The following is a 26,041-nucleotide window of genomic DNA, read 5'->3' on the forward strand; positions in this document are numbered from 1 at the left end:
CGGCTTCTTCTTCCCCATGCTCTCCATGATGGACATCATCCTTCCGGGGCCGAAGCCCCTGATCTCCGATGTCCGTCAAAGCGGATCAAGCCCACGAGTGTCAGCCGCCGTTCCGTGGTGCCCACATGATCACGCCCATGCCCGCCAGGCAGACCAGCACGCCCGTCACGTCCCAGCGGTCGGGCCGGTAGCCGTCGGCGACCATGCCCCACAGGATCGAACCGGCGACGAAGATCCCGCCGTAGGCGGCGAGGACGCGGCCGAAGTGGGCGTCGGGCTGGAAGGTGGCGACGAAGCCGTACGCGCCGAGCGCGAGGACGCCGCCGGCTGCCCACATCCAGCCGCGGTGCTCGCGAACGCCCTGCCATACCAGCCAGGCGCCGCCGATCTCGAACAGCGCGGCGACGACGAAGAGGGCGGCGGAACGGAGGATCAGCATGAGGGCAGCCTCGCACGAAGCCTCTGCCGGGAAGAGGGCGGTCCGGCCGACCGTTTTCGGTCACACAACGTGACACGTGTCGGCCGGCGACTTCGAGTGCCCCGGGATGGCGGGAGCCAATCCGAATAGTCATGAACAAGCCATGAAAATGGCCGGTCTTGTACTGCCGTCGTTAAACGTACGGTTGATCACATCCGGTTGTTGACCTTGGGCAACTGATGTCCTTTTCCTTCCTGTTGACGCTCCCTTTGCCTGCCCGTTTTAGATACGGAAGTCAACTGTGAGAGCGCCATGGGTGGGATGTAGCGGGGATGTGGACTGGATTGCGGGGCGGGAGCAGGGCCTTCGGAGCGCTGCTGAGCGTGACGTTGGCCGTGGGAGTGATTCCGGCCTTGGGAGGCGGTGAGGCCGCGGCGGCTGTGCCGGCCGCGCCGCGGAGCGCGGAGGCCGCCCCTGCCGAGGGTGGTGTGTCGGAGGCGGACGCGCTGGCCGAGGCCAGGCGGACGGGGAAGCCGGTGGAGATCTCCGCCCGGCGTGGGGAGAGCCGTGAGGTGTTCGCCACGCCGGAGGGGAATCTGGAGGCGCGGGAGTATCTGCGTCCGGTGTGGGCCCGTGGCCAGGGCGGCTGGAAGCATGTCGACACCAGCCTGGTGGCGACCGGTGAGGGCATGGTCGCGCCGAAGGCCGCGACGGTGGACGTGGAGTTCTCCGCCGGTGGCGGGTCGGCGCCGTTGGTGCGGATGCGGCGGGCGGGGCGTGAGCTGAGCCTGTCGTGGCCGACGGCCTTGCCGAAGCCGCGGCTGGAGGGGGCGGTGGCGACGTATCCGTCGGTGCTGCCGGACGTGGACCTGCGGATGACCGCGCAGGAGGACGGCTTCACGCAGCTGCTGGTGGTGAAGTCGGCGAAGGCCGCGGCGAGCGAGGAGCTGGCCGAGCTGCGGCTGAAGCTGTCGGCGTCGGGCCTGGACGTGCGGGAGACCGGCGAGGGCGGTCTGGAGGCCGTCGACAAGGGCGCGGCGGGCGCGGTGTTCGAGGCGCCGAAGCCGATGATGTGGGACTCCAGCGCGGGGGAGCAGGCCGCCGGCCCCGCGCAGTCGCGTGTCGCCACGCTCGGCGCGCAGGCCGCGGCGCCGGAGGAGGCGAGTGGTGAGCCGGGTGCGGGCGAGTCGGGCAAGCTCGCGCCGGTGGGCGTGGACGTGACGGCCCGGCAGGACGAGCTGGTGCTGACCCCGGACGCGGACGTGCTGAAGGGCGAGGACACCACCTACCCCGTCTACATCGATCCGCAGTGGTACACGCCGAAGGCGTCGGCGTGGACGATGGCGTCGAAGTACTGGGCCTCGTCGCCGCAGTGGAAGTTCAACGGCGCCTCGGATGCCGGTCTGGGCTACTGCAACTGGGACTACTGCGCCCCGCACGACACCAAGCGGCTGTTCTACCGGATTCCGGTGTCGACGTTCGCGGGGAAGTCGATCCTGTCGGCGGAGTTCGTGGTCCGCAACACGTGGTCGGCTTCGTGCAACGCGCGCAGCGTGGAGCTGTGGCAGACCAAGGACATCTCCTCCTCGACAACGTGGAACAGCCAGAACGCCTCGGGCTTCTGGATCAAGCAGCTGGCGTCGAAGTCCTTCGCCTACGGCTACACCGGCTGCGCGGCCAAGGACGCCGAGTTCGACGTGAAGTCGGCGGTGCAGACGGCCGCCAACAACAAGAGCGCCACGATGACGTTCGGGCTCCAGGCGGCCAGTGAGACCGACGGCTACGCCTGGAAGCGGTTCTCGGACAACGCGTATCTGCGGGTGCAGTACAACCGGCCGCCGCCGCAGATCAAGATGTCGCAGCTGACGATGGAGTACGGCGGCACGTGCAAGAAGCCCGCGGAGGCGGCGCGGGTGCGCACGCTGGGCAAGATCTACGCGAACAGCGTCACCGACCCTGACGGCGACACTGTCGCGGTCGAGTTCCAGGCGTCGTGGGACACCGGGGACGGCAAGGGTGTGATCGCGCGGTGGAAGCCGGCGCTCACCTCGTACAAGAAGTCCGGGTCCAGCTTCTCGATCAGCCTGCCGACCTCCGTGCCGCAGAACAAGCAGATCTACTGGCAGGCGCGCAGCTACGACGGGGCGCAGTACTCGCCGTGGTCGTCCTCGGGTGACCCGACCGCCTGCTACTTCTCCTACGACACGAAGGTGCCGAAGGCGCCGTCGATCAGCTCGGGCGAGTACCCGGCCTCGAACCCGGAGGACCCCGAGGACCCGTGGTACGACGGGCTGGGCAAGTACGGCACCTTCGAGCTCAAGGCCGCCGACACCGATGTGACCAAGTACTGGTACGGCATCAACGGCGACCCCACCTCGAAGAACGCGGTCACCACGTCCGCGGGCGCCGCGAAGAGCATCCGCATGCTGCCGGCCAAGCCGGGACTGAACTTCGTCACCGCGCAGGCCTTCGACCAGGCCGGAAACGCCGGTGAGGTCCGCACCTACCAGTTCCGGGTCAAGGCCGGACAGCCCGAGCGGGCGATGTGGCAGCTGGACGAGGCTGCCGGGGCCACCACGGCCGTGTCCACGACCACGCCGCGGACCGTGCGGCTGCACGGCGGCGCCGCGCTGGGCGCCGCGGGCAGGAAGGGCACCGGTCTGCACTTCGACGGCACGTCCGGGTACGCCGACTCCGACCTCACCGTGGTGGACACCTCGGACAGCTTCTCCGTGGCGGCCTGGGCGCGGCTCGACCGGATGCCGACGTCAGCGGCGATCATCGCCGCCCAGCCGGGCAACCACTCTCCGGGCTTCGAGCTGTACTACTCCCAGTCCTACGACCGGTGGGTGTTCAACCAGTACACCTCCGACACCGCGGGGGCTTCCATCGCCCGGGCCATGGCCGCCGCGCCCGGGGACGCCAAGGCGGGCGCATGGACCCATCTGGTGGGCGTGTACGACGGCAAGGCCAAGCAGCTGCGGCTCTATGTGAACGGCACGCAGGCCGGTGCCACCGCGTACACCACCGCCTGGGAGGCCCGCCGCGGGCTCCAGCTGGGCGCCGGCATCTACAGCGGTGTCCACAAGTCCTTCTTCCCGGGCACCGTCGACGATCTGCGGATCTTCGACCGGGCGGTCAGCGCGGCCGAGGCCGGGCGGCTGTACCAGGACCAGGAGCTCACGACCGGCCGTCCGGCCCGCGCGGTCTTCCCGCTGGACGAGGAGGCGACCGCCCAGGAAGCGGCGGGAACGGCCGCCCGGCAGCCGCTGACCCTGCACGGCGGCGCGAACCTGGGCGTGAAGGGAGTCGCGGGCAACGCCCTGAAGGTGGACGGGACCAGCGGTTACGCGGCCACGGACCTGCCCGTGCTCAACACGGCCCGCTCGTACTCCGTTTCCGCCTGGGCGAAGCTGCCCGCGGGAGGCACCAGCGGCAATCGCACGGTGCTCAGCCAGAGCGGCACCTATTACAGCCCGTTCTACCTCTCCTACGAGGGGGAGGTGAACACGTGGAGCCTGCGCACCTCGCTGGAGGACGTGGAGTCGGGCAACATCCGTGATCAGCGGGTGCGGGCCAACCAGCCGGCGCAGCCCGGTACGTGGACCCATCTGATGGCGGTCCACGACGTCGACGCCCAGCAGATCCGCCTGTACGTCAACGGGCAGTTGCAGGGCAGCTCCGCCGCGCCCAAGACCTGGGAGGCCCAGGGGCCGGTGCAGGTCGGCCGCACCATCTGGACGGGCAAGTACGTCGACTACTTCGCCGGGGAGATCGACGACGTACGCCTCTTCGACCGCCCGGTCACCGATGACGAGGCCCAGCAACTGTTCCGGCAGCGTCCGCTGGTCAAGGGGCGCTGGACGTTCGAGACGGCGTCGGGCTCCCCGCTGGTGACGCCGGACGCGTCCGCGTCGGGCAACGGCATGACGCTGTACGGCGGTGCGCAGCTCGACTTCGGCTGGGTCGACGGCGGCGTGAGCCTCGACGGCGTCAACGGTTACGGGGTGACGTCCGCCGTGCCCGTGGACACCGGCGCCAGCTTCACCGTCACCGCCTGGGCCCAGGCGGCGGCCGTCCCGGACAAGGGCGTTGCCCTGCTCAGCATGCCGGGGGCGACACAGGACGCGTTCGCGGTGCGGTACGAGCCGAGTGCCGATCCGGACCGGGATCCGGGCCGATGGCGGATCGCCGTGGCGTCGGCCGACAGCACCGGCGCCACGGTCGCCCAGGTCGACAACGGCCAGTTCTTCAGCCCGACCGACTGGACCCACCTGGCCCTGGTGTACGACGGCTTCACCAAGCAGCTTCAGCTCTATGTGAACGGTGAGCTCGAAGAGGTGGGGTGCGCCGACGGCGACGGCACGCCGGACGGTTCCGCCTGCACGGACCGGGTCTCCTGGGCGGACGACGTGCTGTCGTTCCCCGCGACACGTCCGTTGCAGCTGGGCCGGGCGCTGACCGGGCCGAGCACATGGGGGGCGTACTGGCCCGGTTCGGTGTCCGACGTGTGGGCCTTCCAAGGCACGTTGACCGAGGCGCAGGTCAGGCAGCTGGCCACCGGCCAGTTCGGCATGGCCACCGAGGTTCCCGGCGGCCAGTGACCCTCTCCGTGGCCGGCCTGCTTCCTCCGCGGCCGGCCACGGCCCTCCCCGGCTTGGCAACCGGCATCCAGCATCCAGCTTTCGCCCCACCCCGTGCCGTGCGCACGGGGCGGGGCTCGCAGTGAAGGGCGAAGTAGAGGATGAACGGCAGATCGAGCAAGTGGCTCGGCATGCTGCGACGAGGTACCGCGCTGACCGCGGCCGCGGTCATGGTCGGCACGCTCGTGCAGGGACTGACGGCACAGTCCGCCGCCGCGGCGGAGAACGGGAAGGGCCGCCCCGCGCTGCCGTCGTCCGAGCGGCCGGTTCCCGGCTCGGCCGGCAGCGTCAAACCCCGCACCCTGACGAAGGGGCCGCGCACCCCGGGCAAGGCGCCCGACGCGGTCTGGCCGGCGGCGGCGAGCACGTCGGTGGAGCTGCCCGCGGCGGGAAGCGGGAGCGCCGCGTCCGCGGCGCCGCGGGCCAAGGGATTCCCGCTGTCGCTGGACGTCCCGCCGGGGGCGGGCAAGAACTCCGCCCGGGGTGAGGTCGAGGCCCGTGTTCTCAGCCGCAGGGCGGCCGAGGACGCCGGTGTCGACGGCGTGCTGTTCACCCTGCGGTCCGGCGACGACCGGAAGCAGTCCCAGCCCGGCAGGCTGCGCGCCCGGCTCGACTACTCCGGTTTTGCGGGGGCGTTCGGTGGCGGTTATGCCTCCCGGCTGACTCTGGTGGAGCTGCCCGCGTGTGCGCTGACGACTCCGGAGGAGGCCCGCTGCCGTACGAGCGTGCCGGTGGAGACCGTCAACGACACCGAGAAGCAGACGCTGACCGCGCAGGGGGTGACGCTCGGCGCGGCCGCTCCGACGGTGCTCGCGGCGGTGGCGGAGGCGCAGAGTGCGAGCGGCGACTACACCGCGACGCCGCTGTCGCCCTCGGCGACCTGGAGCACCAGTCTGAACACGGGTGACTTCTCCTGGTCGTACGACATTCCGGTGCCGGACGTGCCGGGCGAACTGGCTCCGAGCCTCGGTCTGTCGTACTCCTCCGGCTCCGTCGACGGGCGCACCGGTGCCACGAACAACCAGGCGTCGTGGGTGGGTGACGGCTTCAGCCTGTGGCCCGGTTCCATCGAGCGGCGGTACAAGCCGTGTGCCGACGACGGAGTGAAGAACGCGGACGGCAGCAAGCCCGGTGACCTGTGCTGGGCGTACGACAACGCGTTCATCACGTTCAACGGCAAGGGCGGCGAGCTGGTCCCCACTGGCACCGACTCGTGGAAGCTGAAGGACGACGACGGCACCAGGATCGACCGGCTGACCTCCGGCGGCCGCGGCAACGGGGACAACGACGGGGAGTACTGGCGGCTGACCGACCCGGACGGCACGCGCTACTACTTCGGCTACAACCGGCTGCCGGGCTGGACGGACGGCAAGCCGGTGACGAACTCCGCCTGGACGGTTCCGGTGTTCGGCAACGACTCCGGTGAGCCCTGCCACGCCGCGGCGTTCGCCGACTCCTGGTGCCAGCAGGCCTGGCGGTGGAACCTGGACTACGCCGTCGACGTGCACGGCAACGCCATCGCCTACTACTACAACCAGGAGACCAACTCCTACGGCCGCAACCTGAAGGCCAAGGACAACACCCCCTATGTCCGCGGCGGCACGCTGGACCGGATCGAGTACGGTCTGAAGTCCTCCTCGATGTACGGCACGAAGGCGCTGGCCAAGGTCAGCTTCACCGACGCCGAGCGCTGCCTGCCCGACGCCTCCACCACCTGCACCGACATCGGCAAGGACGCGGCGTACTGGTACGACACGCCGTGGGACCTGAACTGCGAGGCGGGCAAGGACTGCGACAAGGGCCGTCTCTTCCCGGTGTTCTTCACCCGCAAGCGGCTCAGCGAGATCACCACCCAGGTCTTCGACGGCAGCGCCTACCAGCCCGTCGACTCCTGGAAGCTGACCCACCGCTGGGGCATGGCCGACACCGACTACCAGTTGCTGCTCGACTCGATCCAGCGCACGGGTCACACCGCGACCCCGGCGGTCACCCTGCCGAAGACCACCTTCGCCTACACCCAACTGGCCAACCGCCTGGACCGGACCGGTGACGGCTACCCGCCGTTCATCAAGGCCCGCCTGTCCACGGTCGCCGATGAGTACGGCGGCCAGATCGACGTCAACTACTCCGCCCCGGCCTGTGACTTCGCCGCGCTGCCGACACCGCAGTCGAACAGCACGCGCTGCTTCCCGCAGTACCTCGGCGGCAGTTCGTCGGCCGATCCGGAGCAGCAGTGGTTCAACAAGTACGTGGTCACGTCCGTGACGGCGACCGACCGCACGGGTGGGGCGCCGGACGAGGTCAGCACGTTCCAGTATCTGGGTGGTGCGGCCTGGCACTACGACGATGACGACGGGCTGACGAAGGAGAAGTTCAAGACCTGGTCGCAGTGGCGTGGTTACGGTCAGGTCCGGGTGCAGACCGGTGGCCAGGGCGGCGCGTCGGCGATGAGGTCGCAGGAGGACACGTACTTCCTGCGGGGCATGGACGGCGACCGCAAGGACGCCAGTGGCGGCACGAAGTCGGTGAGTGTGACCTTGGGCGCCGGTGAGGGCGATCCGATCACCGACCACGAGTCGGCGGCCGGCTTCGCCTACAAGTCCGTGCGCTACTCCGGCCCCGGTGGCAAGGTCCTGGAGAAGACGGTGGACCGGCCCTGGCACCACCAGACGGCGAAGAAGACCCGCAGCTGGGGCACTGTCACCGCCAACTTCACCGGTACCAAGTCGACCTCGTCGTGGACGTCGCTGGACGACGGCGCGGGCGTGAAGTGGCGGACCACCGAGACCCTCAACGAGTTCGACACGGTGGCCGGGCGCGTCACCCAGGTCGAGGACCGCGGTGACACGAGCACCGCGACCGACGACACCTGCACCCGCACCACCTACGCCACCAACACCACCGACAACATCCTCAACCTGCCCTCGCGGGTGGAGACGGTGGCGAAGGCCTGTACCGCGAGTGTCAGCCGTCCCGCGGACGTGATCTCCGACGTCCGCACGGCCTACGACGGCGGCGCGTACGACGCGGCTCCCACCAAGGGCGACGCGACGGCGAGCGCGGCGCTGAAGGACTACAACGGCACCACCGCCCTCTACCTGGAGTCCGGCACCACGTACGACTCCTACGGCCGGGAGCTGACCAGCACCGACCTGACCGCCGACGTGACCGCCACGGCGACGGGGACGGTCACGCGCGCAGCGCGCAAGGACGGCCGTACCACCACGACCGAATACACTCCCGCGACCGGTTTCGCCACCACGGTGAAGGTGACCACGCCCCCGGCCAAGGCGGGCAACGCGACCACCGCCCAGACGACGACCACCACCCAGGACATCCTGCGCGGGGTGCCGGTGAAGGAGGCCGACACCAACAGCAACTCCGTCGACTACGCCTACGACGCCCTGGGCCGCACGGCCAAGGTGTGGCTGGCCGACCGGCTCACCGGTCAGACCCCGACCTACCAGTACACCTACACCGTCACCGACGGCCGGCCGGTCGCCGTGGGCACCAGGACGCTGGGCAACAACGGCGCCCAGCGCACCTCCTACACCCTCTACGACGGCTTCCTGCGCACCCGCCAGACCCAGGAGCCCGGCCCGGACGGCGGCCGTCTGCTGACCGACACCTTCTACGACGAACGCGGCCTGACCGCGAAGGAGTTCGCCACCTACTACAGCACCGGCGCTCCCTCCACCACGCTGTTCAAGCCCGAGGACGCGCTGGGAGTGGAGAGCCAGAACCGGTACACCTACGACGGTCTGGGACGCGAGACGGAATCGAGGCAGATCGCCGGGAACGGCGACGGCGGCAGCGTGCTGGGCACCACCAGGACGATCTACGGTGGTGACCGGACCACGGTGATCCCGCCGGTCGGCGGCACCGCCACCACCACCGTCACCGACGCCCGCGGCCGGACCACCGAACTGCGCCAGCATGTCGCCCGCAGCGCGGAGGCGGCCTACGAGACCACCAAGTACACCTACACCCCGCGCGGCGAGCTGCTGAGGCTCACCGACCCGGCCGGCAACAACTGGTCGTACACCTACGACCCGATGGGCCGCCAGTTGACGGCGACGGACCCCGACAAGGGCACCACCACCAACAAGTACGACGACCGCGGCCAGTTGGTCACCACCAAGGACGCCCGCCCGGGCACCCCGGTCCTGTGGAACGGCTACGACGACCTCGGCCGCAAGACCGAACTGCGCGAGGGTTCGGCGACCGGCACCCTGCGCGCCGGCTGGACCTACGACACCGTCAGCGGCGCGAAGGGGCAGCTCGCCGAGTCCACCCGCTACGTCGACGGCGCCGCCTACACCACCAAGGTCACCCAGTACGACCGCCTCTACCGGCCGGTCAGGACCGCGGTGGTCATCCCCGAGCGGGAGGGCGCCCTGAAGGGCACCTACCAGAGCGGTACCTCCTACCTGACCTCCGGGCTGGTCGGCGGCGTGAGCTTCTCCGCGGCCGGCTCGCTCCCGGGCGGCAGTCAGTCGTTCACGTACGATCCGGAGACGCTGCGGCCCATCTCCCTGCTGGGCGACGGCTTCAAGGCGGAGACCAGCTACAGCCTCACCGGCAAGCCCCTCCAGTACGCGATCTCCAACACCAGTGGCGGCAAGACCACCTGGGCCACCAACACCTACGAGTGGGGCACCCGGCGTCTGGCGACCTCCCGCGTGGACCGCCAGGACATCGCCGGGGTCGACCAGAACAGCACCTACCGCTACGACGAGGCGGGCAACGTCCTGTCCGTCTCGGACGTCTCCCGCTCCGGCACCGACAACCAGTGCTTCACCTATGACCACGTGCGCCGCCTGACCGAGGCCTGGACCCAGACCACCACGGGCTGCGCCACCGCACCCAGCGGCAGCGTGCTCGGCGGCCCGGCCCCGTACTGGCACTCCTACACCTACGACCTGGCGAACAACCGTTCGACAGAAACCCTCCACGACCCCACCGGGAACGCGGCCAAGGACGTCAAGCGCGCCTACGCCTACCCCGACGCGGGCAAGGACCAGCCGCACACGCTGAACTCCGTGACCAGCACCGGCCCCACGGGGACGGTGAAGGACTCCTACGGCTACGACGAGACCGGCAACACCACCGGCCGCACCGTGGGCGGCACCACGCAGAGCCTGGAATGGGACACGGAGGGCCACCTGGCGAAGGTGACCGAACCCGTCGCGGGCGGCAGCGACAAGGTCACCGAGTATCTCTACGACAGCGAGGGCAACCGCCTGATCGGCCGCACCCCCACCGGTACCACCCTCTACCTCGGCGCCACCGAGATCACCCTGGCCAAGGGCTCCACCACGCCCAAGGCCACCCGCTACTACGACCTCGGCGACGGCAACCAGGCCGTCAAGAGCGACGACGGCACCGTCTCCTTCACCCTCGCCGACCACCACGGCACCGCCCAGCTCGCGATCGAGGCCGGTACCCAGAAGCTCACCCAGCGCCGCACCCTGCCCTTCGGCGGCACCCGCGGCACCGAGCCGGACGCCTGGCCCGGCACCAAGGGCTTCGTCGGCGGCACCGACGACACCCAGGTCACCGGCCTGACCCACCTCGGCGCCCGGGAACACGACCCCGCCACCGGCCGGTTCCTCTCCGTCGACCCCGTCCTGGACACCGGCGACCCGCAGAGCCTCAACGGCTACGGCTACGCCGGCGGGAACCCCGTCACCTACAGCGACCCGTCCGGGGCCATCAGGATGAACCCCGACGGCACGCAGTGCCGTGACGGCTGGGAGAAGTGCGGGCCCGGAAACGTCCGAAGCAGCGCTTCGAAGTCGAGCGGCTCCGAGGGTCCGGTCCGGGCCTGCCGGTGCGGATCACGTCCCGTGCTCGTCAAGGGCAAGACCAAGCCCACCGGCCTCGGCGGTACTCCGGGCCGCCGCAATCTCGCGCCCTCGAAGTCGGCTCCCAAGGGCTGGCTGAAGACCGCCCCGCCGAGCCCCAAGCCCGAATCCCAGAAGAAGTGGTACCAGCGTGCGGCCGACTCGTTCGCCACGACGCCCGGCGGCTTCAAGGAGAGGCTCCTGGGGGCGGCGTTCGGCGCCCTCGGAATGGACGACTCCAGAGGTTCGTGCGCCAGCCTGGGAGGAGGTTTCTTCGTCACCGGTGAGATCTCCGGCTGCCTCGTGATGACGAAGAGGCCGGATGGCCACGTGGACTTCGGGTGGACGAGGTCCGCCAGCGTCGGCGGGTTCGGCTTCGGATTCAGCGGTGACGTCTCCACGCTCCACAGCAACGCGGACGACATCAGCCAGTTCGCCGGAAACGGCCGCGACGTGGGAGCGTCCTTCTTCAGCGGCCTCGGTGGCACGGTCAACCACGAGACCGCCATCGGCACGTACAACTCCCGGGGGGAGCAGGTGACCTCGCTTGAGCTGGGCATCGGACTGGGTGTTGAGTACGAGGGATACGCCGGCGTGAACAGGACGTGGAGCGGCAGATGGTTCACCCGATGACAGCCAGAGAGGTCCGCACGTGTTCAGTCTGATCATCGGGATCGCCCTGATCGCCTTCGGGGTCTGCCTCATCGCGGACCTCGGGGGGATCGCGACCCGGATCCACGCCTTCTTCACCTCGTTCATGAACCCGGGACAGGCCACCACCGGAACCATCCGGCTGGTCGGGGTCTTCGCCGCCCTCGTGGGGGTCGTCTGGGTCGTGACGTCCTTCCCGCTCGGGTAGCGGGCCGTAGCGCGACCGAGGTGTGCCGGGAGCTGTCCCGGCACACCTCGGTCGTCGCATGCGGGCCGGGCGGAATACTTCCGGGGCGGGGACGGTTGGGCAGCTATAGTTGAACCGTCAACAACTTGGAGGGTGAGTGGCCATGCAGTTCGGGATCTTCAGCGTCGGCGACGTCACGCCGGACCCCACCACGGGGCGTACGCCGACCGAGCGCGAGCGGATCAAGGCCATGGTCGCCATCGCGCTGAAGGCCGAGGAGGCCGGCCTGGACGTCTTCGCGACCGGTGAGCACCACAATCCGCCGTTCGTGCCGTCGTCCCCGACCACCATGCTCGGCTACATCGCGGCGCGGACGGAGCGGCTGATCCTCTCCACCTCCACCACCCTGATCACCACCAACGACCCGGTGAAGATCGCCGAGGACTTCGCGATGCTCCAGCACCTGGCCGACGGGCGGGTGGACCTGATGATGGGGCGCGGCAACACCGGGCCGGTCTACCCCTGGTTCGGGAAGGACATCCGGCAGGGCATCAACCTCGCCGTCGAGAACTACGCCCTGCTGCACCGCCTGTGGCGCGAGGACGTCGTCGACTGGGAGGGCAAGTTCCGCACGCCGTTGCAGGGCTTCACCTCCACGCCCCGCCCGCTGGACGGCGTACCGCCCTTCGTCTGGCACGGCTCCATCCGCTCCCCGGAGATCGCCGAGCAGGCCGCGTACTACGGCGACGGCTTCTTCCACAACAACATCTTCTGGCCGGCCGACCACACCAAGCGGATGGTCGAGCTGTACCGGAGCCGGTACGCCCACTACGGGCACGGCACGCCCGAGCAGGCGATCGTCGGGCTCGGCGGCCAGGTGTTCATGCGGAAGAACTCCCAGGACGCGGTGCGCGAGTTCCGTCCCTACTTCGACAACGCGCCGGTCTACGGACACGGGCCCTCCCTGGAGGACTTCACCGCCCAGACCCCGCTGACCGTCGGCTCCCCGCAGCAGGTCATCGAGAAGACGCTGTCCTTCCGCGAGTACGCCGGCGACTACCAGCGCCAGCTGTTCCTGATGGACCACGCGGGCCTGCCCCTGAAGACCGTGCTGGAGCAGATCGACATGCTCGGCGAGGAGGTCGTGCCGGTGCTGCGCGAGGAGTTCGCCAAGGGCCGCCCGGCGGACGTGCCGGACGCGCCGAACCATGGCTCCCTGCTGGCCGCGAGCCGGTCCGGGAACGAGGAAGAGGTGAGCACCGTATGAAGCTCGTCGTCGTCTCGGCGGGGCTGAGCGTCCCGTCCTCCACGCGGCTGCTGGCCGACCGGCTGGCGGCCGCGACCGCCGAGCACGCCGGGTCGCTGGACACGCGGGTGATCGAACTGCGGGACCTGGCCGTGGAGATCGCGCACAACTTCACGGGCGGCTTCCCCGGCCCGGCCCTGGCGGACGCGCTGGACGCGGTCGCGGAGGCGGACGGGCTGATCGTCGTCACGCCGGTGTTCTCCGCCTCCTACAGCGGACTGTTCAAGTCCTTCTTCGACGTGCTCGGGGTACGGGACGAGGGCGCGCTGGCCGGCAAGCCGGTGCTGATCGCCGCGACCGGCGGCACCGCCCGGCACTCCCTGGTCCTCGACCACGCGCTGCGCCCGCTCTTCGCGTATCTGAAGGCCGTCGTCGTCCCCACCGGCGTCTACGCCGCCTCGGAGGACTGGGGCGCCGAAGGCCTGCCCGAGCGGATCGCGCGGGCCGCGCGGGAACTGGCGGCGCTGATGACGGGGCTGTCGGCGGGGCGGCGGCCGGAGCGGGCCGCCGTGCCGGAGCAGGCCGCGCACGCGCAGGCCGGCGGGTTCACGGTGGTGCCGTTCGAGGAGCAGTTGGCGGCGCTGCGGAGGTGACGCGTATCCGCTGCTCGGGAGGGCCGCGGGAGGGCGGGCGCCGCCGTCGATGGTGAGAGGACGGTAGGCGACCCGCCGCGTTGCCTCCGAGTCGGTGAGAGGCGGGTAAAAAGGGTGATCGTAGGCCCATTCGTCTCGGCCGCGGGCCTGCGGCCTTGGCAGACTGGACGGGTGCCTCAGACTCTGCTCCTCGCCGAAGACGACCGTGCCATCCGTCACGCCCTGGAGCGTGCCCTGACACTGGAGGGCTACGACGTGACGGCGGTTGCCGACGGCGTCGAGGCACTCGCCCAGGCCCACAAGAGCCCGCCGGACGTCCTCGTCCTCGACGTGATGATGCCGGGCATCGACGGGCTCCAGGTCTGCCGGGTGCTGCGCGCCGAGGGCGACCGCACCCCGATCCTCATGCTCACCGCCCTGGTGGAGACCGCCGACCGGATCGCCGGCCTGGACGCCGGTGCCGACGACTACGTCGTCAAGCCGTTCGACGTCGAGGAGGTCTTCGCCCGGCTGCGTGCCCTGCTGCGCCGTACCAGCCCGGTCGGCGTCGGCGCGGGCGGCGCGGGGGACGTACCGGCGAAGGAGCCGCAGGTGCCCGAGCGGCAGATCGAGGCGGCCGGGATCCGCATGGACCTCCAGGCCCGCCGGGTGTGGCGGGGCACGCGCGAGCTGGAGCTGACCCGCACCGAGTTCGAACTCCTCGAACTGCTCGTCCGCAACGCGGGAATCGTGCTGGACCACTCCACCATCTACGACCGGATCTGGGGCTACGACTTCGGCCCCGGCTCCAAGAACCTCGCCGTCTACGTGGGTTACCTGCGCCGCAAGCTCGACGAGCCGAACGCGCCGCAGCTGATCCACACCGTCCGAGGTGTGGGCTACGTGCTCCGGGAGGACTGAGTGGGCCGCCTCGCGCGGCTGCTGGACAGACCGCGGCCCCGGCTGTCGTCGCTGCGGACCACGTTCGCGGTGTCGTTCGCCGTGGTGACCGCCGCCGTCACCGTCCTCGTCGGCATCCTGTCGTACAACTCCGCCGCCCGGCTGGTGCGGGTGGACCAGCAGTCGGTGTTCACCCAGGTCGTGCAGGACGTACGGGACGAGGTACGGCGCTACCAGCTGATGCCCGCGGACTTCACCTCCTCCCGTCCCGGGCACGAACTGGTCCGGCCCAACCGCACCAACGTGCAGGTGCTCGGCGCGCACGGCGAGATCGTCGACCACGGCACACCGCCGCTGCCCGTGACCGCCGAGGACAAGGCCGTCGCCGCCGCCGCGAAGGCCGGCAAGTCCGTCGAGTACAAGGACGTGCACGTCAAGGGCGAGGTGTACCGGATCGCGACCGTCGCCCTCGGCAAGGGCCACGGCGCCGTGCAGGTCGCCCAGGAGTTCAGCGACACCGAGGACCTGCTGCGCGCGCTCCAGCAGCGCACGCTGATCCTGATGGGCGCCGTGGTGATCGCCGCCGGCCTGTGCGGCTGGTGGCTGGCCCGCCGCATCACGCGCCGGCTGGTGATCCTCACCTCCGCCGCCGAGGGCGTCGCCCGCACCCGGCGGCTCGGCGTCGCGGTGCCCGTCACCGGCTACGACGAGGTGGGCCGCCTCGGCCGCTCCTTCGACCGCATGCTGGGCCGGCTCGCCCAGTCCGAGGAGGACCAGCGCCGCCTGGTCCAGGACGCGGGCCACGAACTGCGTACGCCGCTGACCTCCCTGCGCACGAACATCTCCCTGCTGCGCCGCATCGACGAACTGCCGCCCGCCACCCGCGAGGAACTCGTCGCCGACCTGACCCAGGAGGCCCGCGAGCTGACCGACCTGGTCAACGAACTGGTCGACCTCGCGGCCGGGCAGTCCGACACCGAGCCCGTGCAGCGGGTCGACGTCGCCGACATCGCCGAGGACGTCGCGGGACTGGCGCGCCGGCGCAGCGGACGCGACATCGTGGTCCGCTCCAGCGGCGACACCACGATCCAGGGTCGGCCGGGCATGCTCCAGCGGGCCATCTCCAACCTCGTGGAGAACGCCACCAAGTTCGACCGCGGCGGCAGGGCGCCCATCGAGATCGCCGTCGCCGGGCCCGCCCGGCCGGGCACGGTCCGCGTCGAGGTCCTCGACCGCGGGCCCGGTATCGCCGCGGGCGACCTGATACGCGTCTTCGACCGCTTCTACCGCGCCGCCGACGCCCGCTCCCTGCCCGGTTCCGGCCTCGGCCTGTCCATCGTCCGCGAGGTGGCCCTGGCCCACGGCGGCGCGCCGTTCGCCTTCCGCCGCGAGGGCGGCGGATCGGTGATCGGGTTCACCGCGGGCGCGGAACGGGGCCACCACGACACGGGCGGAACGGCGACCGGATCCCGCGGTCCGGGCCGGGACCCGGGCCGCGGCAGCTGAGACGGGACACCGCCCGAGGAACTGGGACGGCGACGGGATACGCCCTCTAGGAAGACGCGTCGGTGCACTCCCCGGCCGGCCGGGACTCCTTGCGGCGGGCGAGGGACGGCAGGGCGGGCGCGGTGAGGAAGCCCTCGGCGCGGGCGCTGGCGATCCCGATGCGCGGGATGTCGCTGCTCTTGGCGAACAGCAGGAAGCGGGGCTCCCAGACCGGCCGGTACTTGGCGTTGGCGCGGTACAGCGATTCGATCTGCCACCAGCGGGAGAAGAAGGTGAGCACCGAGCGCCACAGCCGCAGCACCGGCCCGGCGCCCAGCCGCGCCCCGCGTTCGAAGACCGAGCGGAACATGGCGAAGTTCAGCGACACCCGCCGCACCCCGAACTCCCCCGCGCGCAGCAGAAGTTCGACCACCATGAACTCCATCAGGCCGTTCTCGCCGTCGCGGTCGCGGCGCATCAGGTCCAGCGACAGCCCGTGCTCGCCCCACGGGACGAAGCTCAGCAGCGCCCGCGGCACCCCGTCGGCGTCCCGGCACTCCAGCATCACGCAGCGGCCGTCGGCCGGATCGCCCAGCCGTCCCAGCGCCATGGAGAAGCCGCGCTCGGTGGCGCCGTCGCGCCAGCGGTCGGCACGCTCGACGAGCAGCGCCATCTCCTTGTCGGGGATGTCCTCGTGCCGGCGGACGCACACGGTGTAGCCGGCCCGGCGGACCCGGTTGTGGGCCTGCCGTACGACGCGCATGGCGCGTCCCTCAAGGCTGAAGTCGGCGACGTCGACGACGGCCTCGTCGCCCAGTTCGAGGGCGTCCAGGCCGTGCCGGGCGTAGATCGTGCCGGCCTCCTCGCTCGCGCCCATCACGGCGGGAGTCCAGGCGTGCCGGCGGGCCTCGGTCAGCCAGGCGTCGATGGCGCCGGGCCACGCCTCCGGGTCGCCGATGGGGTCGCCGGAGGCGAGGCTGACCCCGCCGACGACGCGGTAGGTGACGGCGGCCTTGCCGGTGGGGGAGAAGATCGCGGCCTTGTCGCGGCGGAGCGCGAAGTAGCCGAGGGAGTCCCGCTCGCCGTGTCCGCCGAGCAGTTCGCGCAGCCGCCTCTCGTCCTCCTCGCCGAGCAGGGCGCGGCCGCGGGGGGAGCGGAAGCAGGCGTACAGGACGAGGAGGGAGGTCGCCGCCATGGCGAGGTTGATGGTGATGTCGACCCAGTGGGGCACGTGCACGGCGGGGATGCGGTCGGCGAGCGGGCCGACGCTGACGCCGCGCAGCAGGACGTAGCCGATCCGCTCGGTCAGGGAGGCGCCGCCGTGCGCCCTGTTGGTGGCGTCCACCAGCCAGGTGCCGAGGCCCGCGCTGACCAGGACGCCGCAGGCGCCGACGGCGAGGGCGAGCCTCGGGTTGGAGCGGTCGCCGACGGCGTGGAACTCGCGCCGGCCGATCAGCAGCGCGGTCACGAAGAGGCCGGTGAGCGCGGCGGAGACCCAGTTGAAGACGTGGTCGTGGAACCGGTCCTGGGTCAGCGCGAGGACGTAGAGGACGAACAGGGGCCCGGCGAGCAGCAGGTTGAACACCCAGGCCGCGCGTTTGCGGCGCCGCATCACCACGGCCAGGAACAGCGCGAGCACCGCCGAGACCAGGCCCGCGGTGGCCAGGTACGGCGTGAAGAACTCACCGCCGTTGTGTTCGTGGACCTCCTCGCGGAACGGCAGGGAGAGCACCGCGACGATGTTGAGCACCGCGAGCAGCCGCAGGTACCAGACGGTGGCCGCCGCGGCCCGCGCCCGTAGCCGGGGGCCCGGCGAGGGAGAGGGGGAGGCGCCGGCGTCACGCTGGGCGGGGACGAGGAGCGACTGCTGTGCGGGCATGGGTGACACGTCACCTCGGAGCGGGCCGGGGAAGCCGGCGGGGACGGAACCGGCGGGAACGAAGCGGACAGCCGGAGGGTGGGCGGTCGTACGCCCCATGGCGATGGCGCCGACCCTACGCTCCGTAGGGTAACGGGGGCGCGTCGGAATCTTGTCCGCTGAGCGTCTGGAAAAGGTAAGGAAAAGGAACGAAGGCGCGGGGCGTGACGGGACAGGCCCGGGGTCTACTCGGTGGGAAGCGAGGCGGGCGCGCGCCGGCCGTCGGCGGGAGCGGCCGCGCGTCTGCGGGACGCCGTCAGCAGCCAGGCCAGGTTGCCCACCGCCGCGCCGGCCGCCACCGTGGCGACGATCACCCCGGCCGTGGCGAAACCGGCCCGGAACAGCCGCGGCCGCGGGTTGAGGCTGTGCAGCCCGAAGCCGCACAGCAGATAGACCCCGACAGCGGCGACGGTGAGGCTGACGACGAGCAGGGCGACGGTCGGACCGAGCCCGCCCTGCGCGTCCTCCCCGGGCGAAGCACCGGGCCGCCCCGTACCACGTGCTTCCTGCATGGGTCCCCCGTCGGTGGTTGAATGGCGAGCCGACCCCCTACAGTACGTAGGGCCGCTGCCGGAGGGAAACCGGTTCAGTCACCGGCCGTGTCCGACCGCCACGTCATCGTCACCTTCAGATGGGCCTCCGCCTCCGACTTGGCGATGACCGCGCCCAGCTCGGCGTTGAACCGCACCCCGAACTCCAGGCCGACCTCGCTGGGCGGGCTCGGCATGTCCCGCAGCCGGCGCAGCGCGGCCGCGGCCGCGTTCCGGATCCGGTCGACGCCCTCCTCGAACGACGCCGCGGCGTCGGCCACCGCGTCGCCCGCGCGGGAGACCTCGACCACGCCCGGTTCGTCCTCCGCCACCTCCACGACCAGGAAACCGTCACCGTCCTGCGCCGGGAACCGCAGCAACCGCGTCATGTCCGCCCCCTCCTGATGCCTCGTCCGGCCCCACGCACGGCCCCACGCTGTATGACCTGCGGCCGTCTTCCACTGGCGGGCCATTGCAGCCACCATGGAAGCGCACCCAGAGCCGCCAAACCACCACGTCAGGGGGAACCACGGTATGGCAGAGTCTGCGAAGGACTTCTGTTCCGACCTCGTCGATCTATCCGGGATCTCTTTGGCGGAGCTGCATTCCTGCGACGATCCGGCACTGCGACGCGCGTTGAGCCGGGCGGAGATCAGGGCGAGTCTGGCATTCGGGACGCTTGCCGGGGACGGCAACAGCGAGGGGCCGGGCTGCCTGCGCGGGCGTCGGCCCGGTCAGTGGCAACCGTGACGGCTATGCCGCTCGACGTCCATCGGGTCTCCCGGGAGACGCTCGGGGCCATGGCGGCGGGACGTGCGAGCTTGGCCGATCTGCACCTGCTGCGGTCGGCTCAGCGCAGTCAACTCCTCTTGATACTGCGTGCTTTGCTGGACCGCGTCGACGACGCTGCCCGGACCGCGCGGCGCCCCGGTGGTGTGCCGTCGGCTCAGGCCGCCTGGCAGTTGCTGTGCGCGGCCCAGCGACACGCCCCCGAGGCGGTCGAGACCGTGCTCGGCGATCCCACCGTCATGGCCTGGGCACTGCGTTTGCTGAGACGTCTCAGCGGATCGGACGGCACCTCGTCCTCCTCGGCCCCGCGGTGGGCCGACCTCGGCCAGTTCCAGGCGCTGGCCGCGGCGGCGGCACTGCGTGCCGGGGTCCCCGCCGTACTTCGGGTGCCGGCCCACCGGGGCATGGTCTGGCTGCCTGGTGCGGGAGTGGCGGGACCGGTGGCCCAGCGCCGGTGGAGCGAGGCGGAAGTCCGGCTGGAGGGGGACGGCGCCGTCGTGCGAGGGGAACTCGCGCAGGTGCGGTTGCCCCGCCTCTCCACCACGTCGTCGCCGGGCTGGCGCCCGCTGCGGGTGGTGCGTTCCCGAACGCCTCGTGCGAACGACACGACGGCAGCGGGCCCGTGGCTGGACACGGTGACGCCGTACCGCGACTTCGCGCGGTACCCGAGGTGCCCGGACCGGTTGGGCGAGCGCAGATTACAGCTGTGGGAGAACCGCCTCGCCGGTGCGTACGCCCTCCTCGACGAGGAGTCCCCGGTGGACGCCGCCGCACTGAAGGCGTTGGTACGGATGCTCGTGCCGCGGTCGTTCCCCACGACGAGGGGCGGCCTCGTGGCCAGTGCGTCCTCGCTGGACGCCTTCGGCGCGGTCTCCCTGTCGCTGCCGTACGACGTAACCCAGACGGCGGCGGTCCTTGTCCATGAAAGCCGGCATCAGCAGCTCAACGCGCTGCTCAGCCTGGTGCAACTGGTACAGGTCGGAGAGGACCGGCTGGGTGACCCCGGCGTGAGGCGGCTCTACTACGCGCCTTGGCGCAGCGATCCGCGGCCGGTACTCGGCCTGCTGCACGGAGTGTTCGCGTTCGCCGGGGTTGCCGGGTTCTGGCGAACGCACCGTGCGCACGCGACGGGGGCGGAGGCGCAGCGCGCCGACTTCGAGTTCGCCGTGTACAGGGAGCAGGTGCGGGAGGCCGTCGCCTCGCTCACGACCGAAGAGGCCCTGACCGAGGCGGGCAGGCTGTTCGTCGACGAGATCGCGGCGCTCGTCGAGGAGTGGCAGCAGGACGACGTAACGAACGGTCCACGTGCACTTGCCGAGCACTACTGCACGCTGCGGCGTGCCGTGTGGCGGGCGCGGCATCTGGAGATCGCCCGGCCCACGGCGGAGCGGCTGGCCACGGCCTGGGCGGCCGGGAAGGCGGCGCCCCAGCTGCCGACCTCGACCCTGCGTCCGCGTTCCGACCTGATCCGCCCCGACACATTCGGCCCGCTCGCCCGGTACCGCCTGTCGGCGCCGGACCGCTTCGCTCGCCGACGTCGGCAGGAGGACAAGAGCGGGGACCCGGCTCGCCGGGCCGAGTACGCCGCGGTCGCGGGCCATGCGGACGAGGCCGCGCTCGGCTACGCAGAGTGGGCGGAACGGGACCCGCATGACGCGGAGGCGTGGATCGGCGCCGTGCTGGCGCTTCCCGAGCCCGCCCGGGCACCGGGGGCCGCCCTGCTCCTGGACCGGCCCGAGGTGGTGGCCGGCGTGCGCCGGGCCGTCGCCGCCGCCGGGGGCGGACTCCCCGCCCCCCTCGACCTCGCCGCCTGGCTCGCCGCGGCGACTTGAGCCGGGGTTGCGGATTCCCGCAACCCCGCAGTGGTGACCTACAGCGACAACAGGTCGATGTCGGCGTTGGCCCGCAGGCCCTTCTCGGCGTCGAGCGTTGCGGCGTGGGAGGGGCCCAGTTCGTTGCGGTAACGCTCCAGGGCCGCGGTGTACAGCCGTTCGCTCTCCTCCGTGCGGCGCAGCGCCTTGAGGTCGTAGCTCAGATTGAGCTGCATGGCCACGTTCGCCGGGTGGTGCTCGCGCAGCCGTGCCGACTCCTCGGCCACGGCCTCGTCGATGGCGTGCGCCTCCTGGGGGTGACCGAGTGCGAAGTGGTCGCTGGCCAGGTTCATGCGGGCGAGCAGGGTACGTGGGTGGCCCGCGCCGAGTACACGGGTCAGGCCCTCGACCGTCTCGGCGTCCAGTTCCAGCGCGGCCTCGGGCTGCCCGAGCAGCCTGAGCGTCACCGCGAGGTTCATCGCGACCGCGTAACTGTGCGGGTGCTCCCGGCCGTACCGTTCGCGGTGCCGTTCCAGGACCTGCTCGCTCAGCGCGCGCGACTCCTGGAGCTTGCCGACCTGGCGCAGGTCGTTGGCATGGCTGATCGCGGTCAGCAGGTAATAGCGGCTGTCGGTGCCGAGCATTTCGGCGATCAGTTCGATGTAGCGACGGGACAGTGCGTACGCGCCTTCGTGGTCGCCCATCTTGCGGCGGATGACGCACCGGTTGCGGTTGACCAGCGCAGTGAAGGGATGGCGCTCGCCCAGCTTCTCGGTGACCTCCTCCGCCAGTTGCTCGTACCCCTCGAGGGACTCCTCGTAGCGGCCGACCTCCTGGAGGTCGAGCAGATAGGCCTCCCGCGTGGACAGCGTGTAGATGTGGTCCTCGCCCAGAGCCTCGATCCGACGCTGCCAGGTGTCGTAGTCGAGTTGCCGGGCCGTTTCCGAGGCGCCGGCCAGGCGCAGGCTCACCGCGTAGTTGTGGGCGGCGAGGAGCGTGGCCGGGTCGTCCGCGCCGAACTCCCGCAGACTGGTCTCGTAGACGCGCTGGTCCAGCTCGCGCGCCTCGTTGAAGTTGCCGCGGTTGCGCTGGTGGATGGCCATGAAGCTCTGTGCCTGGAGCGTGTCCTCGTGGGAGTCGCCCAGCACCCTGCTGAAGCGCTCCAGAAGCCCGGCCTGGAGTTCGTAGGCCCGCCGCAGGTGGGTTCCCTGCTCTCGCAGCGCCTCGGCGATCTGCTGGTCGATGGCGAGGACCTCCTCGTGGTCCTCGCCCAGGGTTCCGCGCCAGATCCGCGCGGCTCGCTCGCCCAGTTCGAGGGCCGCCGCGTGGTCGCCGCGGGCGCGCAGGAACCACACCTCGTTCAGGACCAGGCGGCGGGTCCACGGCTCCTCGCACTCCACGGCGTTGGACGCCCGCACGTGGGTGAGGAGAGCGGAGTAACGCGGCCAGTAGCTGGCACGCTGCGGGTTCCTGGGGTCGGCGTGCGCCAGCAGCTGGTGGGCCGCGTGCCGCATCGTCGCCCGCTCCTGCGTGTTCATCTGCTCGACGAGCACGCGCTGGACCAGTCGGTGCAGCTGAACCGTGTTCTGCCGGTGGTCGATCCGCGCCAGCGCGTACCGGCCGATCTCGCGGACCGCCCGGCCCAGCTTGACCGGGTCGTCCAGGGCTGCCTGGAGTTCCTGCGGGACGGCGACGCCCCGCACCGCGGAGAACAGGTCCCACTCGATGGGCTCGGGAGCGAAGAAGGCGCAGACCTGGAGGAGCTGGAGGGCGTCGGGGCGGGTCTCGCGCAGCCGGCCGAGGGAGACGTTCCAGGCGGCCGCCACCGACAGCGGGTAGTCGCCGGGCGGCTCCGACTGCATCAGTTCGGTGAAGTTGCGCTCGTAGACCTCGAGGTACTGCTGCACCGGCATCCCGGTCTCGGCCAGCCACACCGCGGCCTGTTCCACCGCGAGCGGCAGGTCACCGAGGGCGGCGGCGAGGTGGTCCACGGCGTCGTCGGGCAGCTGGGGGCTGCGACGGCGCAGCAGGGCGACGCTCTCGTCGCGTGCGAACACGTCGACCTCCAGAGAGCTGGCGTCGGTGGACCACTGGAAGTTCCGCGAGGTCACGACGATGCGTCCGGGCCCGTCGCTGGGGAAGTACTTGCGTGCCTCCTTGGGGTTCTCCGCGTTGTCGAACACCAGCAGCCAGTCGCGGTACGGCTCGCCCCGGCGCAGGGCGTCGAGCACCGCGGGCACCGCGCTCATCTCGGAACCCGCCTGGAGGCCCATCTGCTCGCCCAGTTCGATCAGCGACTGGACGATCTGGTTCTCCTGCTCGGACGGGATCCACCAGATGAGCCGGTAGTCCCGGCTGTGCCGGTAGACGTACTCGATGGCGATCTGCGACTTGCCGACACCGCCCATGCCGTGCAGGGCCTCCGGCAGGACCGCGGTGACACCGCTGCTCAGCCGTTCCTGGAGCCGTTCGAGCAGCGTCTCGCGCCCTGTGAAGTTCCGGTTCCGCTGCGGTACGTTCCCCCAGATGCGGGGCGGGTCGTGCGGGCTTCGCGGGCCCGTGGCAACGGGCAGACCGGCAGTCACGGCGATGCCTCCTTGTCGTGGACGCGCGGGCGCGGACGCGGGCGCGGGGGAGGGGGTGGGGGTGGAGCTGGGCTGGGTGGGCGGAACGGGGGCGGACGGCGGTTCCGCGGGTGAATTCCCCGCCGGTTGCGGGGCGTTCGCCGGTCGCGGGGCTTGAGGCGTTCGCGGCCCGTAATGTAGCGCGTCGCTGGGCGCAATGTTCAATTCTGATCGCATTTCTACGGATGAATACCCTGATGGCCGCTGGTGCCCTGATGCGGGCGCTGTGCCGGCGGCGACCTTTCCGGCCTGGTGGGGGACGGCCGTGCGCTGGAGCAGCCGGCCCAGGTGGTTGGCGCGAGCGAGGTAGGGCCCGGACACCGCGCACAGCGCCGTGTACAGGTGGTTGACGAACGGGCGGGTCTGCTCCGTCATCGGGGGATCCGCCGGATCCCCCTCCGGGGCGACCAGCGCGCTCGCGCCCTCCCCCCACACCTCCTCCAGCACCGGTCCGAGATGGCGCCGGACCTCGTCCAGCGCCCGGATCGTCCCGGCCCGGCTGCCGAGGGCGAGCAGTTCCTCCCGTACACCTTCCGCGAAGTCGAAGGACACCCGGTGGGGGTCCTCGACGTCCGCGGTGCCGTCGGTGCGGCGCACCAGGCCCAGCAGCACGATTTCGGCCAGGTTCCAGAATCTCGCGCCGGGCTGGGCCTGTTGGAGCAGCCGCATCACGGGGAGGTTGAGGGGGGCCGCGGCCAGGCGCTGGGCGAGGGCGTACGCGGCCGGGGAGGCGGTGGCGCGGAACCGGCGCACCGTGGCGGCGGCCCGCCTGGCCCGCCGGACCGCGGGCGACTCGTCCGCGCCGGCGCCGGCCCGCCGCGGTTCCGTGGGCCGGGGCGGGTCCGTGCGGTGTGGCGCCGTCCGCTGATGTCCGGGGTGCGAAGGCTCCGCCACGATGGTGGCGAGCCGCTCGGGGACCGGGCCGATCACCGCCGAACGCAGGTCCCGGTCCGGCGCGGTCCACAGCGCGGCCAGCCCGTGCCATTCGCCGCTGCCCGCCGCGGCCACCAGCCGGGCCCAGCGGGCCAGTGATGTCGGCCGCAGCTCGACGACCGGCACCGGGATCGCGGTCCCCAGGCCGGGGTGCGGCGCGAACTCCGGCTCGGGGCCCAGCGGGTCCGCGTGCGGGTGCTTCCACTCCGCGTCGTAGGAGCGGTTGGGTACGGCGGGGGCGGGTGCCCGCAGCCGGGTCCGGGTGACCGTGGGCAGCGTCAGGTCCCACAGGTGCTGGGGCAGCAGGCTCAGTACGGCGACGGGGGAGTGCCGGCCCAGCCGGTTCAGCAGCGCGGCCGCCCGGCCGGTGCGCCAGGCACTGTGGCCGCCGTCGGTGAGCGCCAGCACCAACTGCCGGTCGCTGGAGTGGAGTTCGGTCGCCGCGAGGCCCGCCGTCGCCACGTCGCCGCCGTCCGGGTCCCAGCGGACCCGCCGTACGGTGCGGAAGGCCGCCGTCTGCTCCATCAGCTCGGCGATCTGCCGTGCCGTGTGCGACCACAGCGCCATCGAGGGACTGTCGTCCACCAGCAGCAGCAGGTCCAGCCGCCGCTCCGGGACCGGCCGGCACACCGGTGTCCACACCCCGGCCAGCGCCGCCTGCTCGGCGGTCGCCTCCTCGTCCAGCTCCAGCTCGTGGGGCGAGGCGAGGAACAGGCGCAGCGGGCGCAGCGATCTGCCCAGGGCCAGGGAGTCGGCCAGCCGGGGGGACGCGGGCCAGCCGGCCGGCTCGGTGGACCACTCGTCCGAGTGCGGTACGGGGCGGTGCCGCGGACCGGCCGGCCTCGCCGCGGGGAGCGCGGCGAAGAGCGGGCGGGCCGCGTCCGTCAGGGTGGTCAGCCCCTCTGCCAGCAGGAGCAGTTCGTCGTCGGACCCGAGGCTGTGGCCGTCGTCCTGCGCTTCGGGCGGGCGGGAATCGTCGCCGGGTGTCCGGGAATCGTCGCCGGGTGTCCGGGAGTCGTCGCCGGGTGTCCGGGAGTCGTCGTCGGGTGTACGGGAGTTGCCCGGAGCCGGGGTTTCGCCGGCCGGGTGACGGTCGCCCGTGCCGCCCTCGGGGTCCGGGAGCGTGCCGTCCCGGTCCTCGGGCGCGGCGGATCCCGCGGCCGGGTCGCCGCCGGGGTCCCCGGGCGGCCGGGAGGCGACGGGCCCGGGGGAGCCGTGGCGGTCCCACGGGGGCGGCCGTTGGCCGGGACGGTTCTCCCGGCGGGACCGCTCGCCGCGCTCCCGGGCCTCGCGGCCGGGCACGTCGAACAGCGGTACGGCCGCGTCCTGGCAGGCCGCCAGGTACAGCGCGTCGGCCAGTTCCGTCCAGGTCGGCAGCTCCCGGTCCACGGCAGCCCGGGTTCCCCCCTCCGGCCGGTCGGGTGAGGC

The 26,041-nt window shown here is 71.5% G+C and carries 13 protein-coding genes; 8 read left to right on the plus strand and 5 right to left on the minus strand.

The annotated features are described in order from the left end of the window. Positions 1 to 100: 100 nt before the first annotated feature. Positions 101 to 439 (minus strand): YnfA family protein, encoded by a 339-nt coding sequence (locus ACFY3J_RS15260; RefSeq protein WP_390841017.1) that lies wholly within the window; start codon positions 437 to 439, stop codon positions 101 to 103. 311 nt (positions 440 to 750) lie between these two features. On the opposite strand from ACFY3J_RS15260, the gene ACFY3J_RS15265 reads away from it, so the two are divergent. The 7 genes from ACFY3J_RS15265 to ACFY3J_RS15295 all read left to right on the plus strand — a co-directional run bounded on the left by ACFY3J_RS15265 (position 751) and on the right by ACFY3J_RS15295 (position 16,029). Then, positions 751 to 5,022 carry a LamG-like jellyroll fold domain-containing protein gene (locus ACFY3J_RS15265; RefSeq protein WP_384176259.1) on the plus strand — a complete coding sequence of 1,424 codons (4,272 nt, stop codon included), beginning with the start codon at positions 751 to 753 and terminating at the stop codon, positions 5,020 to 5,022. A gap of 140 nt (positions 5,023 to 5,162) precedes the next feature. After that, a complete protein-coding gene (locus tag ACFY3J_RS15270; protein ID WP_390841018.1) occupies positions 5,163 to 11,540 on the plus strand; it encodes an RHS repeat domain-containing protein in 6,378 nt (2,125 codons plus the stop codon). A 19-nt stretch (positions 11,541 to 11,559) separates the two neighbouring features. Further along, positions 11,560 to 11,766 carry a hypothetical protein gene (locus ACFY3J_RS15275; RefSeq protein WP_141359524.1) on the plus strand — a complete coding sequence of 69 codons (207 nt, stop codon included), beginning with the start codon at positions 11,560 to 11,562 and terminating at the stop codon, positions 11,764 to 11,766. Positions 11,767 to 11,908: 142 nt separating this feature from the next. Beyond that, positions 11,909 to 13,012, plus strand: a complete 1,104-nt coding sequence (locus tag ACFY3J_RS15280; RefSeq protein WP_384176255.1) for an LLM class flavin-dependent oxidoreductase — start codon at positions 11,909 to 11,911, stop codon at positions 13,010 to 13,012. Next, positions 13,009 to 13,644: a CE1759 family FMN reductase gene (locus ACFY3J_RS15285; protein WP_390841019.1), complete on the plus strand. Its 636-nt coding sequence runs from the start codon at positions 13,009 to 13,011 to the stop codon at positions 13,642 to 13,644. The genes ACFY3J_RS15280 and ACFY3J_RS15285 overlap by 4 nt, the downstream gene beginning before the upstream one ends. Positions 13,645 to 13,827: 183 nt before the next feature. Then, the gene (locus tag ACFY3J_RS15290; RefSeq protein ID WP_263638281.1) at positions 13,828 to 14,544 is read left to right on the plus strand and encodes a response regulator transcription factor; all 717 of its coding nucleotides are present in this window, start codon (positions 13,828 to 13,830) and stop codon (positions 14,542 to 14,544) included. After that, entirely contained in the window at positions 14,545 to 16,029 is a 1,485-nt protein-coding gene (locus tag ACFY3J_RS15295) for an ATP-binding protein (RefSeq protein WP_384176251.1), read from the plus strand. A 46-nt stretch (positions 16,030 to 16,075) separates the two neighbouring features. Here ACFY3J_RS15295 and ACFY3J_RS15300 read toward each other — a convergent pair whose 3' ends face one another. The 3 genes from ACFY3J_RS15300 to ACFY3J_RS15310 all read right to left on the minus strand — a co-directional run bounded on the left by ACFY3J_RS15300 (position 16,076) and on the right by ACFY3J_RS15310 (position 18,845). Next, positions 16,076 to 17,887, minus strand: a complete 1,812-nt coding sequence (locus tag ACFY3J_RS15300) for a phosphatidylglycerol lysyltransferase domain-containing protein (protein WP_390841020.1) — start codon at positions 17,885 to 17,887, stop codon at positions 16,076 to 16,078. A 224-nt stretch (positions 17,888 to 18,111) separates the two neighbouring features. Beyond that, the gene (locus ACFY3J_RS15305; RefSeq protein ID WP_384176246.1) at positions 18,112 to 18,438 is read right to left on the minus strand and encodes a hypothetical protein; all 327 of its coding nucleotides are present in this window, start codon (positions 18,436 to 18,438) and stop codon (positions 18,112 to 18,114) included. A 74-nt stretch (positions 18,439 to 18,512) separates the two neighbouring features. Then, a complete protein-coding gene (locus ACFY3J_RS15310) occupies positions 18,513 to 18,845 on the minus strand; it encodes a CU044_2847 family protein (protein WP_384176244.1) in 333 nt (110 codons plus the stop codon). A gap of 366 nt (positions 18,846 to 19,211) precedes the next feature. Between ACFY3J_RS15310 and ACFY3J_RS15315 the strand changes: the two genes are divergently transcribed. Next, entirely contained in the window at positions 19,212 to 21,077 is a 1,866-nt protein-coding gene (locus ACFY3J_RS15315) for an aKG-HExxH-type peptide beta-hydroxylase (RefSeq protein WP_384176242.1), read from the plus strand. Positions 21,078 to 21,115: 38 nt separating this feature from the next. Here the strand turns inward: ACFY3J_RS15315 and fxsT are convergent, their stop codons facing one another. Further along, complete coding sequence (gene fxsT / locus ACFY3J_RS15320; protein ID WP_390841021.1) at positions 21,116 to 26,002, minus strand: FxSxx-COOH system tetratricopeptide repeat protein; 4,887 nt, start codon at positions 26,000 to 26,002, stop codon at positions 21,116 to 21,118. Between the last annotated feature and the right edge of the window lie 39 nt (positions 26,003 to 26,041).

The sequence above is a fragment of the Streptomyces sp. NPDC001231 genome (assembly GCF_042896885.1).
In the GTDB taxonomy this organism is placed as follows: domain Bacteria; phylum Actinomycetota; class Actinomycetes; order Streptomycetales; family Streptomycetaceae; genus Streptomyces.

What these genes read in the sequence shown, in the direction of transcription:
- ACFY3J_RS15300 (WP_390841020.1), bottom strand. Translation starts at nt 17,887, where the DNA reads ATGCCCGCACAGCAGTCGCTCCTCGTCCCCGCCCAGCGTGACGCCGGC.
- ACFY3J_RS15285 (WP_390841019.1), top strand. Translation starts at nt 13,009, where the DNA reads ATGAAGCTCGTCGTCGTCTCGGCGGGGCTGAGCGTCCCGTCCTCCACG.
- ACFY3J_RS15315 (WP_384176242.1), top strand. Translation starts at nt 19,212, where the DNA reads ATGCCGCTCGACGTCCATCGGGTCTCCCGGGAGACGCTCGGGGCCATG.
- ACFY3J_RS15310 (WP_384176244.1), bottom strand. Translation starts at nt 18,845, where the DNA reads ATGACGCGGTTGCTGCGGTTCCCGGCGCAGGACGGTGACGGTTTCCTG.
- ACFY3J_RS15305 (WP_384176246.1), bottom strand. Translation starts at nt 18,438, where the DNA reads ATGCAGGAAGCACGTGGTACGGGGCGGCCCGGTGCTTCGCCCGGGGAG.
- ACFY3J_RS15265 (WP_384176259.1), top strand. Translation starts at nt 751, where the DNA reads ATGTGGACTGGATTGCGGGGCGGGAGCAGGGCCTTCGGAGCGCTGCTG.
- ACFY3J_RS15280 (WP_384176255.1), top strand. Translation starts at nt 11,909, where the DNA reads ATGCAGTTCGGGATCTTCAGCGTCGGCGACGTCACGCCGGACCCCACC.
- ACFY3J_RS15260 (WP_390841017.1), bottom strand. Translation starts at nt 439, where the DNA reads ATGCTGATCCTCCGTTCCGCCGCCCTCTTCGTCGTCGCCGCGCTGTTC.
- ACFY3J_RS15270 (WP_390841018.1), top strand. Translation starts at nt 5,163, where the DNA reads ATGAACGGCAGATCGAGCAAGTGGCTCGGCATGCTGCGACGAGGTACC.